Annotated in this window: 8 protein-coding genes and 1 pseudogene; 5 read left to right on the top strand and 4 right to left on the bottom strand. The window is 50.4% G+C overall.

Going from position 1 to position 12,066, the window contains the following annotated elements:
• Positions 1 to 110 (top strand): annotated as a pseudogene (locus RB620_RS18605) (IS30 family transposase); the annotation flags it as partial.
• Positions 111 to 135: 25 nt separating this feature from the next.
• Here the strand turns inward: RB620_RS18605 and RB620_RS18610 are convergent.
• On the bottom strand, positions 136 to 900 hold the full coding sequence (locus RB620_RS18610) for a helix-turn-helix transcriptional regulator (RefSeq protein ID WP_308096841.1): 765 nt from the start codon (positions 898 to 900) through the stop codon (positions 136 to 138).
• Positions 901 to 1,075: 175 nt separating this feature from the next.
• On the opposite strand from RB620_RS18610, the gene RB620_RS18615 reads away from it, so the two are divergent.
• Positions 1,076 to 3,049, top strand: coding sequence for a carboxylesterase/lipase family protein (locus tag RB620_RS18615; protein WP_308096994.1), 1,974 nt, complete (start codon positions 1,076 to 1,078; stop codon positions 3,047 to 3,049).
• Between the two features lie 875 nt (positions 3,050 to 3,924).
• On the opposite strand, the gene crcB (RB620_RS18620) is transcribed toward RB620_RS18615, so the two are convergent.
• The 3 genes from crcB (RB620_RS18620) to RB620_RS18630 form a co-directional block, all read right to left on the bottom strand.
• The gene (gene crcB / locus RB620_RS18620; RefSeq protein ID WP_308096842.1) at positions 3,925 to 4,281 is read right to left on the bottom strand and encodes a fluoride efflux transporter CrcB; all 357 of its coding nucleotides are present in this window, start codon (positions 4,279 to 4,281) and stop codon (positions 3,925 to 3,927) included.
• Positions 4,278 to 4,664, bottom strand: coding sequence for a fluoride efflux transporter CrcB (gene crcB, locus RB620_RS18625; protein ID WP_308096844.1), 387 nt, complete (start codon positions 4,662 to 4,664; stop codon positions 4,278 to 4,280). The genes crcB (RB620_RS18620) and crcB (RB620_RS18625) overlap by 4 nt, the downstream gene beginning before the upstream one ends.
• A 256-nt stretch (positions 4,665 to 4,920) precedes the next feature.
• Positions 4,921 to 7,824, bottom strand: a complete 2,904-nt coding sequence (locus RB620_RS18630) for a glycoside hydrolase family 66 protein (protein WP_308096845.1) — start codon at positions 7,822 to 7,824, stop codon at positions 4,921 to 4,923.
• Positions 7,825 to 8,279: 455 nt separating this feature from the next.
• Between RB620_RS18630 and RB620_RS18635 the strand changes: the two genes are divergently transcribed.
• The 3 genes from RB620_RS18635 (at position 8,280) to RB620_RS18645 (ending at position 11,950) form a co-directional block, all read left to right on the top strand.
• On the top strand, positions 8,280 to 9,218 hold the full coding sequence (locus RB620_RS18635; RefSeq protein WP_308096847.1) for an ABC transporter permease: 939 nt from the start codon (positions 8,280 to 8,282) through the stop codon (positions 9,216 to 9,218).
• 17 nt (positions 9,219 to 9,235) lie between these two features.
• The gene (locus tag RB620_RS18640; protein WP_308096849.1) at positions 9,236 to 10,144 is read left to right on the top strand and encodes a carbohydrate ABC transporter permease; all 909 of its coding nucleotides are present in this window, start codon (positions 9,236 to 9,238) and stop codon (positions 10,142 to 10,144) included.
• 132 nt (positions 10,145 to 10,276) lie between these two features.
• Positions 10,277 to 11,950: an extracellular solute-binding protein gene (locus tag RB620_RS18645; protein ID WP_308096851.1), complete on the top strand. Its 1,674-nt coding sequence runs from the start codon at positions 10,277 to 10,279 to the stop codon at positions 11,948 to 11,950.
• Positions 11,951 to 12,066 lie beyond the last annotated feature (116 nt).

A 12,066-nucleotide genomic window follows, 5' to 3' on the forward strand; every position in this document is an offset into this window, starting at 1 on the left:
ATGACCAACTCGCCGATGCCATTCGGTTGATTAACAACCGCCCTCGTAAATGTCTCGGGTGGAAGTCGGCACACGAAGCCTTCATGGAAGAGGTGTCGCACTTAGCTTGACAATTCGTCTTTTGCAATAGTCAAGTTATTTATATTTGCTCAACCCCCACGTTCCAAAATATTGATTTCGGTATTCGATTGGCGTTATCCCGAATTTATTTTTAAATTTTGACGTAAAGGCACTGTGGGATGGGAACGAAAGCTTCACGGCAATTTCTGAAATCGTGAATTCAGAGTGGATCAATAACTCTGTGGATGCTTCGAGTTTGGCCTCTGTGATATATCGTTTTAGATTGATGCCCATCTTCTTATGGAATAATGCGGAAAGATAACTTTCCGATGTTCCGCAAGCTCGTGCAATCGATTTAATCGTTAATTTATGAAACAGGTTTTCGGAAATATAGGAAATGCATTGCCTAACGATCGGCAGGTGGTTCTTTTTGACGGATTGTACTCTTTCGGCATAATCCGCTCCGACAACCGCAATCAGCGAAAAGACTTGCTGTACGGTGTTTAATGTATGCATATGCATAATATATGCATCGCTCAAACTATAGGCTTCGTCATGAGTGCAGCCGCCGTCAACGGCAAAACGGCAAAACAAAGCGATACTCGCGCAGAAAAGATACCTTGTAAATTGCAATTGTTGATAGATTTCAATGGGATCGCCCTCTTTCGCGAGGTCGTTAAACAGCTTCTTAAACTTCTCGGGTTCTCCATTTTTGATATAGGCCAGCATTTGGACTTCTTTCTCCATAGGGAGGTGCATGTGCAATCCTTCTCTTCGGTTATGCAAAATCACCTGATATTGCCGGAATACTTCCGGCGGAGTCGAATCCGCTCCTCGCATTGCTCCCGGCCTCCCGTACAATCGTTTTGATCTCTTTATCTTAAGAGTAACATCGTCGCGAAAGAATAAAAGTATTTTTTAAATATAAAACGAAAAAATCATGTATAAATGAAAGCGTTGCAAATTTATGATGGAATGGCTATATCACTAAAACTTAAGGAGGTATCTTGTGAGAATGGGAAGAAGGGGCGTCATCTCATTATTGTTAGCGGCCTGTCTCATTTCAGGTCCCGAAATTCAGGCAAGGGGATTCAATGACATTAACGTAAGCAGCAATAATCAACAAGCAATCGAAAAACTCTCTTTGAAAGGAGTAGCAGTCGGAACGGGGCATAACGCATTCAAGCCTGAGCGTGAGCTGATCCTTGCGGAGTTGATGACTTTCCTGGGGCGGATTGCGGGAGAATCCGCATCGATAAATGCGAGCGCGACAGGGAATCAAAGCAAGGGTTGGTTCGCCGGGTCGATGTCGTGGGGAATTGAAGCTGGATTGTTAGACGGCAAAGAGACCGGACATGAAAAACTGACCGCAGCACGGACGAATGACATTCTGAAACGATTTAGCGAAGATCTGGGCGTTCAATCCGTCCAAGCTGCCGCGAAGAAAACGCTCATTACCCGCGGAGAAGTTTCCGTCGCTTTAAGCAAGTTGTCCGATCTCCGAGACGAGGCAACGAGACGCGAGCTCACCGACGGGAAAATTCAAGGCTATCTGTCCGCTAACGATAAATCGATTGCGATCTACAAGGGAATTCCATACGCTGCTGCCCCGGTAGGCGAACTGCGGTGGAAGGCGCCGCAGCCTGTTAAACCATGGAACGGCGTGCGCGATACGATTGCTTGGAGCGCCAGCGCGATTCAACCTGCCCAGGCTCCTTTCTGGTCTTGGTCGGAGGAATTTATTATCGAGGACACGGGTTATTCCGAGGACAGCCTTTATCTGAACGTATGGGCAAAGAACGATCAGGTCCGCAATAAACCCGTTATTGTGTACATTCATGGAGGCGGTTTCACTAGCGGCGGGTCCTCCGTTGAAGTGTATGACGGCGAATACATGGCCAGCCAGGATGCGGTTTACGTCAGCATCAATTATCGCGTCGGCATTCTCGGTTTTCTCGCAACGGAAGAGTTGTCTGCCGAATCGGATACCGGAAGCTCCGGCAACTACGGTTTGATGGATCAAATTAAAGCGTTGAAGTGGGTGCAGGAAAATATCGCGCAATTTGGCGGAGATCCTTCCAACGTCACCATCATGGGGCAATCCGCCGGTTCATTTTCCGTAAATGCGCTTGTTGCATCGCCGCTTTATAAGGGCTTGTTCTCGAAAGCTGTCGGCATGAGCTTTAATATCGTGAATTGGGATTTGTCCACGAGCGAGGAAATGGCCAAAGTCAACGCGAAGGCTTTGGGGGATTTAACGCTCAAGGAGCTGCGCGCGATGCCTGCGGAAGAACTGTTGAAGCTGGAGACGAGATCCTTACCGGTTATCGACGGTTACGTGCTGAAGGAAAATTATGACGAAGCCATTAAAAACGGCCGTTCGAATAAGGTGGAGCTCATGTCTGGTATGGTTCCGGGCGATGCGTTCTTGTTATCGCCGATTTCTCCGATGATTGCGACGGTGGAGGATTATCAAAAGGCAGTGAAAACAGCCTTCGGAGATTTTGCGGATCGCTTTCTTGCGCTTTACCCTGCTGAAGAAAGAAAACTGCCCCAAGTCATTGAGGAGATTAATAAAGATCAAATGATGGCTTTGCAAAACCTATTGGCGCAAATTAGAGCGGCCTCCGGCGATAAAGCAACGTATCTGTATTATTTCACGCATGTCATGCCTGGACCGGAAAGTGCGGTTTACGGTGCGTTCCACACTTCCGACGTTCCGTATTTTCTCAATAAATTCAGCGATTTGCGTGCAGCATACTGGACGAAGACAGACTATGCCATCGGCAATGTCGCTTCGCAATATCTGCTGAATTTTGCCCGGACCGGCAATCCGAACGGAAAAGGTCTTCCCACGTGGTCGCCGGCTACCGGAGCGAATGACTATTTGGAGATATCTGAAAAAAGTAGCCTTCAAAAGATAAATGAAGAGAAGGCAGCGCTATGGACAGCGTATTTGAATCAAAAGCATTACTCCCAAATCCATTGATTTTGTTTGCCGATCATAATTTGAAAAGCTTTCAGACACCATAACGGTGATTAAATCCTCAAAAGAATCGGAATGAGCGTGAAGCAAATCGCTGAGGAGATGGGAAGAGATCGCAAACGATTCGCAAGTGGTTGAAAGAGAAAGAGCCGCTGCGCTATCAGCGAACCGTAAAAAAAGCCGTGCATAAGCATGGCCAGGCTGTCGAGAAAATCTCGACAGCCTGACTGTTCCCTCGTAGGAACAGTTTTCTTATTCATCTTTAAGAATATTCAAAGTATTCACTTCGCATTTACTGTAATTCTCATTACAAATTTTAATTAGCAGATGATGATGGAGATTTAATTCTTTAGGGTGTTCCCATACGAATTCCCATTCGTTTTTTTCATTTCCCTGTAATGAACCTATATTTGTATATACTCTGTCTATATTTGTTCCGGTTGGGATTATGCTGAAATTAATGGATGAGGTGTTTTCAGTTTCGAGTATAATTCTTAAACTGTCTGTTTTTTTTGAGATTAATCCAGTTATTAATAACTGGCGGTTCACTTTCAATTGAAATAAAATGCGGTTGTTCTTCTGATAAATCAGTGAAAAGCAAGCTTCAAAAAATAAGTGTTTTAATTAGCAATCTCATCACCTCTTAATCACTAAATTCCCCCAGCATCATTTTTGTTATTTATTAAACAGCGAAATCAAAATAATGGACTAAGTGAATAATTGGTTTACAATTATTCATCCTCATCCTCATTTTGACTCTCTACAAAAACAAACCGTTCGTTTGAAGCTCAAAATGTCCCTAGCGTAAATTTTCATTAAAGTGTTAGACTGGCGCTGTTTCATTGAATGCTAACGTCTCCTGTTAGCTTAACTCCACCCTACGAAAGCGTAATTCCTACAAATGCACATAATAGCCCCAACAGAACTGAAGTCATTACATAGACGACAGCCTTTACTCTTTTCCCTTTCTTTATGAGTTGGAATGTTTCGTAGCCAAAAGTTGAAAGAGTCGTGTATCCACCGCAAAATCCTGTGCCTAGAATAAGCCACAGTAAATCTGAAATCTCATGTTTAGTATGTAGAGAAAACAGAATCCCAAGGATAAATGAACCAGTCAAATTAATGACCCATGTTGCCCAAGGGAATCCCGGTTTCAGCTTGGAACTTATCCAATTGCCGAGGTAATAACGAGTGAGCGTTCCTGCAACGCCACCAAGTCCAATCAACCAAATCATGCCGTTCCTTCCTTCCTTGGATTTTTTGCCAAACGGATACCTGCAAAAGTCAACAGTATTCCTCCAATTATGCTAAGTAGAATATACAGAGCGGCATGGAAGAAGTATCCTTTGTGTATAAGGTCAACGGATTGGACCGAGAAAGTAGAGAACGTGGTGAATGCCCCTGCCACTCCTGTTCCTAATCCGAGTCGTATTTCGGGTCGGACGCTCCAACGCACTAATGTCACGGTAAAAAACCACCCTAAAAACAAGCAACCTAAAAGGTTAATAATTAATATCCCCAGTGGGAATCCATTTGATAGAGGAGGAATTAAGTCCCCAATTTCATACCGTAAGATTGTCCCGATAAATCCGCCAACCACAAGCGCAACTACGTTCATCTACAACTTCCTCTCATCAAAAATACTTGTACTCCTCGTCTTTTAATAGACCTGAAACAACGTCAGTCTAATACTTTATTTTCTCAGTCTACAACTTTATCTTCCTAATCCAATACTTTATTTTCTTTGGACACCGAAAAGAAGGGCATGGGAAGGGGCTGCTCAGCCGTCTCCCATGCCCTTTTGTCACCTCGTTCACGACGCTCTCAAGCTACTCGCCCTCAAGCCATTTCGTACTCCGTCTGCCCCTTCGGTCTCAATTCACCGTGATCACGAAGTCCGTCCCTTCCCATCTGTCCGTGCCCGTCTCCAGAACGCCGTTGTTGTTGTCATCCCATAAGAAGGTGAAGTTGACGCTAGTGCCTGACGTGAAGGGTCCGATGGATGTTTCGTAGTCCAGATTGCCGTCCGATGAGCCGTTGCTTCGCAGGGCGGTATCGGTGACGCCGGTCCAGCCGTTCACACCCCAGTGCGCCCAGCCGGGCAGCCCCGCCCGGAACGTAATGCGGTAGCCTGCAGGTACGGTCGTAATCTGGCGGTCGAACTGCCAAATGTACGTTTTGTCCAAATCCAGGTGGTCGAGATTGATCGCGCCCGTATTGCCGCTCGATTGCCACAGCACGATGGTATGATGGCCTTGCGTCAAATTCGCCGTTAATTCTCCGTAACCCCAAGTACTCCAGGAGCCCGTGCTCTTGAGCGAAATGGTACCGGCGAATTTACCGTCGACGAATACGTCCCTTGTCGCATCCGATCCTCCGTTCGCGTAGCGGAAGCGGAGCGCGTAATCCTCGGTAGCCGCCGATTTCACGACGAAGGAAACGCCGTCGTTCGTCGCGCTAAAGCCGTCGACGAAGCCGCTGCCCGTATAACCGGCATGATTGGTGTTCGTGGACACATTCGTTCGGATCGCGGATTCCGCTTCGTAAATATCGTTCGTAGGCGTGCTGAACGTGCGCTTCATGTAAATCATGTTCCAATACTTCAGCTCCGGAACGGTGAAGGACACGTACTTCCCGCCTGAATCCGTGCCCGAAGTGAACGTTAGCTCTTGCGTCGCCCCGTCGTTCAGGTCGGGGGAAGCGACGAATACATCGGTGATCGTTTCGTTCGCGCCGATGTAGACTTTGGCGGGCAGATTGCTCTGGAAGCTTGGCTGCGAAGCCGTGTTTCGCCATTGGTTATCGTTGCCGAGCAGGTTGATGAGATGCACGATGTTGTAGTCCGCCGACCGTTTGTTGATATACCAGACCGTGTTCGCCGATCCGTTGCCGCTCGCGCTGACGCCCGTCAAATTAACGAATTGCGAGCCGCCGTCGTTCGGAACGACATCCGCGTCGAAGAGCAGATTCTCGTAGGCGGTAATAAAGTTGTAATGATCCTTCATCGCGTTTTTGAGCGAGCTGCGCATCGTCTTGCTGCGGTTCGGATAATATTCGTGCGGAAGCATCTGGTTGTCGTTGCCGAGCTCGATATGCGTAGCTCCGCTAGCGGACATCATGGCGTCCGCGAGTCGGACGGAATGTTCGTCGAACGTGCCTAACGTGAGGCTGTCCAGATTCACGGCGCCTGTGTTGCCGGATTCGTACCGCAGCTCCACGGTGTGAGAGCCCTGCGTCAGCGGCACTTGATACCAGGCGTCGTGCTTCCACGTGCCCCAGCTGGACTGATTGAAGAAGTACAGCTTCTGCACGAAATTGCCGTCCACGTACAGATTCAGCGTCGAATTGCCGCCAGTATTGTTGCCGTAGCGGAACACGAGCGAGTAATCGCCGGCCTCGGGAGCGCTGATGGAGAACGACACCTTATCGCTTACGCTGGCGAACTGGTCGACGAAGCCGCTGCCCGTGTAGCCCGCATGGTTTGTGTTCGTCGCGACGCTCGTCAACGTAGCGTTCTCCGCTTCGTAGCGCGTGCCGGCATTGTCGCTGTAGTTCATGTAGGCGGCCAGCACGACCGCTTTGTTGCCGCCGTTCGTGCGAAGCGATTCAATATAGTTTTTGAGCTGATTATAGCTGTCGGACAGATGCCAGATTTCGCTGTAAAGGAAGTCGAGATCGGCGTTTTTGCTGACGTCGTTCGCCGCCCAGCCGTTCACCGTACCGTCCACGATGTTGTACGTGAGCGTGTCGCGGGTCGGGTCATTGGCGGTTAGGACGCTCTTCGCCTGGTCTAGGAACGGGGAAAACCGGGTGGAGAGGTCGATGAGGTTGCCGTTATAATCGTAAACGTTGCTGCGCTGGCCCATCTGGTCGACGTGGATGCCGTCGAAGCCGGCGGTATCGATCGCGTCGACGTATTCACCGTGAATGTAATTTTGCCAGCTGGCGTTTTGGGGATCGAACATGTACAGATAAGTGCTGCCGTCTCCGAAATCCACGTCGAACTGGTTCGTATGCGCAGCGTCCTCGTAGATGCCCCAGGTAGGGCTAATGCCAAGCGGGGTGTAGTTCTCGCGGGAGGCATAGATCATGGCGTAAGCCATCGCCTTGCCGTTCTGACCGTGTACCGCGCCGATCTGGTTCTGAATGGTGGACCAGGAGATTTCGCGGTTGAACAGGTCGAGCCAAGTGGAATCGATCGTTCCCCCGGTCCGCTTGATCATCTTGTCGTGGCGCCACATCCAGTCGTAGAACTGCCAGGCGTTAATGTGGTAGTCCTGGGCGAGCTCGTCCACCTTGGCTTGGCTCTCCAGCGCCGTCTCGCCGGCGGCAAATTCGCTGATGTAGCCGTACCTCGGATATTTGGCGAAATCGCTGGATACGTCGATCGCCGTCGCGCCTTTGCCGAGCGTTCCGGCATTGATCTGCACGAAGTAGCCTTTGAAGTCGGTCGACGGAGCCGTCCACGAGAACGTCAGCGTCGTCGATTGCCCGTTTGTCAGCGATACCGATTGGGAGGATGTGTAGACCGAAGTTTCCAAGTGGAAAATTTCCAGTACGACATTACCGCTCCAGCTGGAGCCGGTCCCGTTTTTGGCCTTGACGGTAATCGTCACGGGGGCGCCGGGGGCGTAGCGGGCTTTGTCCGTGTAAACCCTTTCAATTCCTCCCGAGCCTGAAGCCGACGCGTGCCGGACGGGCATCGCCGGAAGCGATGAGAGCAGCAGAAGCGCGGCCGCCAGCATGAAAGAAACGGTCGTTTTCCATGTCTTGAACACGAAATCCACCTTCCTTTTTCGATTGGATAGAGTCCAGGAATAGCCTGGCAACTCTATTCTATCGAATGCCGAATGGAAGAGTAATCCGCTATATTTCCGATTTTGGTATCTTATATTCCCGAAGTTGGACATGTCCTGTCAGACGGGGCAAACAAAAATCCTGACCGCAATCGCGGGCGGGATTTTTTATTTCTTTGGCGAAGCCCGTACATTCGGGGAGTTGTCTGCCCGCTAAGGCGGAAATGTACGTCATACAAGGGAATTGACCCCTCAAAAACGGGGCAACTGTACGGGAAAAGACCGAAGTGTACCTTCCTGAACGCGGCGGAATTCCACTATGATCAGGTCATGGAAGCGCAAACAAATTCCGCGAAGCCGTCTTCCGGGGAAGGATTGGCGCAAGCAACAGAAATAGAGGAGGGATCGTTCTGCAGCAACATACATCAAGAGAAACGATGAAGGGCATATACCCGATCAAGAACGGGTACGGGAGACAATTCGCCGTAAGCCTGCGCACGCATTGGCAGCTCTATCTGCTCGTCATTCCGCCGCTGCTGTTTTTTCTAATTTTCAAATACGTTCCGATGGTCAACGCCGTGCTGGCCTTTAAGGATTACAACGTCATCAAGGGCATTTGGGGCAGCCCATGGGTCGGCATGAAATATTTTGATATGTTTTTCGAGAATCCGATTTTTTGGACGCTGGTCAAAAACACGCTGCTATTAAGCTTCTACCAGCTGCTGGCCGGGTTCCCGATTCCGATTCTGCTGGCGCTTATGCTGAACGAAATACGCAACGGCCGCTTCAAACGGTTCATCCAGCTGGTCACCTTCGCGCCGTATTTTATTTCGACGGTCGTCATGGTATCCATGATTATGTTGTTTTTGGCGCCGCGGCTTGGTTTCGTGAATATCGCGCTCCAGTATTTCGGCTTTGAGCCGGTCAATTTCCTTGGCGAACCGGGCATGTTCCGGTCCATCTATGTATGGTCGGATATCTGGCAGACGGCAGGATACGCGGCGGTTATCTATCTCGCGGCTCTCGCCGGCATCGATCCGACCTTGTACGAGGCGGCGAAAGTAGACGGCGCGTCTCGCTTCCAGAAGATCTGGAACGTCGATTTGCCCGGCATTCTGCCGACCATCACGATCATTCTCATTCTGAATGTCGGCAATATCATGTCGATCGGCTTCGAGAAAATCTATCTGCTGCAAAATTCGCTGAACTTGCCCAAGTCGGAGGTTATCGCGACCTATGTATACAGCATGGGTTTGTTGAATGCCAACTACAGCTTTGCCACCGCGGTCGGATTGTTTAATTCCTTGATCAATCTCATCCTGCTGGTCGCGGTCAACAGCTTCGCCAAACGAATTTCGAACAACAGTATCTGGTAGGCAAGGGGGAACTTACTATGGCTGCTTCATCGACAGCGCCTAAACGCAAAATACGGGAGTCCGTCGGAGACCGCATATTCGTTTTTGCGATCTACGTCATTCTGAGCCTCGTGCTCGTGGCGGTGCTTTATCCGCTTATTTATATCGTTAGCAGCTCGATCAGCAGTCCTTCAGCCGTCGTGTCCGGCAAAGTATGGCTTTGGCCGGTGGACATTTCGTTCAGAGGATTTACGACGATTTTCAAAACGCCGCTCATCATGACCGGTTACGGAAACTCCTTGATCTACATGGCAGCGGGAACGCTGATCAGCGTAACGCTCACCGTTATGCTGGCCTATCCGCTTTCGAGAAAAACGTTTTTTGGCCGCCAGGGCATCTTGATGCTGGTCATGTTCACGATGCTGTTCAGCGGGGGACTGATCCCGACTTACCTGGTCGTGAAGGAGCTCGGCATGATCGATTCCCGACTGGCCTTGCTTATTCCGAACGCCATTTGGGTCTGGCAGGTCATCATCGCGCGGTCCTTCTTCCAATCCACGATTCCTAGCGAGCTGGTCGAAGCGAGCGCGATCGATGGATGCAGCGACTGGCGGTTTCTTGGAAGCGTTGTCCTGCCGTTGTCGAAGCCGATTCTGGCCGTGCTGGTTCTCATGTATGCCGTAGGGCAATGGAACGCGTACTTCGATGCGCTGATTTACTTGAAATCGGATAAGCTGTTTCCACTTCAGCTCGTGCTGAGGAGTATCATCATTCAGAACAACAGCGCGGGCGCCATGGACATCAGCATCCAGGTGCAAAGGGCTCAACTGGCGGAGCTGCTCAAATATTCGTTGATCGTCGTGGCGACGCTGCCGGTTCTCATCATTTATCCGTTCGTGCAACGTTATTTCGTCCAAGGGATGCTTGTCGGTTCCGTCAAAGGCTGACGGACCGCCGTTCCTTAGGATAAGGAGGTGAGGACGATGTGAGCGTCCGGGAAAACGCGCAAGCATCACTACCGCAAGTCCGAGGCAAGAAGTTCCACCATACCTGCATACGCAAAGGGGAGTAGATTGCAAATGAAAAAAGTTAGCTGGAGCCTGATGTTGCTCCTTCTCGTATTGGCTTTGACCTTGTCCGCCTGCTCGGGCGGCAATAACGTAAATAACGGTACGAACGGCACACCGACGGACGGCTCGTCCGGAACGACAACGGACGCTCCATCGAAGCCGGTAGAGATCAGCGTATTTGCCGTTCAAGAGCAGGGCATCGACCTGAGTACCAACAAGTTCACGAAACATGTGGAAGAGAAGTTTAATATTAAATTCAACTTCGAAGTGATCCCGTCCGACGGCGCGAAGGAGAAACGCCAGATCTCCCTCGCAAGCGGAGATTACCCCGACGCGTACATGCTGACGCATTACATCGATCAGTTCTCGCAAGCCGATTTGCTCAAATTCGGCGGTCAAGGCGTTATCATTCCGTTAAACGATCTCATCGATCAATACGCTCCGAACATCAAGGCCGCCATGGAAGCCAATTCGGATCTGAGAACGCTGAATACGGCTCCGGACGGCAACATCTACGGACTGGTCGCTTACACGCAATGTTTCCACTGCTCGTATCCGAACAAAATGTGGATCAACACGGATTGGCTGGAGAAGCTGAATCTCGAAATGCCGACTACGCCCGAAGAATTCAAAAATGTTCTGAAAGCGTTTAAAACGGGAGATCCGAACGGCAACGGCAAGGCGGACGAAGTCGCGCTGAGCGGATCGACGGAAGAATTCGGCGTGCGCGTCCTGCCGTTCCTGATGAACCCGTTCGTCTATAACGACGACCGGAACTACTTGAACATGACGAACGGCAAAGTGGAATCCGCGGCGATCAAGCCGGAATGGAAGGAAGGCCTCGCCTACGCGAAATCGTTGTATGACGAAGGATTGATCGATCAAGGCGCGTTCACACAAAACGCCGAGGCGCTAAAGAAAATCGGCGAAAACGCGGATGCCGAAATTTTGGGTATCGGAGCGGGCATGCACCCGGCCATCTTCATCGACATGGCGGGCCCGCGCTTCCCGAAATACCATCCGGTGCCGCCGCTTCAAGGAACGAACGGTTCGTTCGCGACGCATGACAACGGCGGCGTATCGCCTGGCGGCAAGTTTGCCATCACGAACAAGGCAAGCAAAGAAGCGCAAATCGCATTGATCAAGCTTGTAGATTACATGTACACGGCCGAAGGGCAAACGAACGGCGGTTCCGGCATGAAGGGCATCGATTGGGAAGATCCGGCTCCCGGCGACACGGCGCTCGGCGAAGGCGTAACGCCTATGGTCAAGACGATTCCTGGCGTGGAAGGCGAGGAGCCTAGAAACGCGGGCTGGTCCGGCATGGCTCACTACTACATGCCGAAGGAATATCGCGACAGCTGGGTGCAAGGAACGGACATCAATGATCCGGCCAACTACGAGCGCAAGCTGTACGAAGCGACGAAATTGTACGAAGGGCACGAACCGAAGGAGCTGTTCCCGTTCTGGTCGCTATGGGTTGATCCGGCGGACAGCGACGAGATGAGCATGCTGCAAACGAACATTCGCAATTACATCGAGCAGAACGCGCTTCAATTCGTAACGGGAAGCAAGGATTTGGAGAAAGACTGGGACAGCTACGTGAAAGGCTTGCAAGACTTGAAGCTTGACCGTTATCTCGAAATTTTGCAAAAAGCTTACGATGCGTCCGTGAAAGGGTAACAGAATAGGCTTGGAGTCGGACACTTTCGGAAGAGGTGTCCGACTTTCGAATAACCGCTATTCCTGACATTCGTATCGCAGAGCAGTTGGACAGAGGAGGGGAAAAGCAACCTTGT

Origin of the sequence: Paenibacillus sp. LHD-117, assembly GCF_030929555.1 — a bacterium.
In the GTDB taxonomy this organism is placed as follows: Bacteria; Bacillota; Bacilli; order Paenibacillales; family Paenibacillaceae; genus Pristimantibacillus.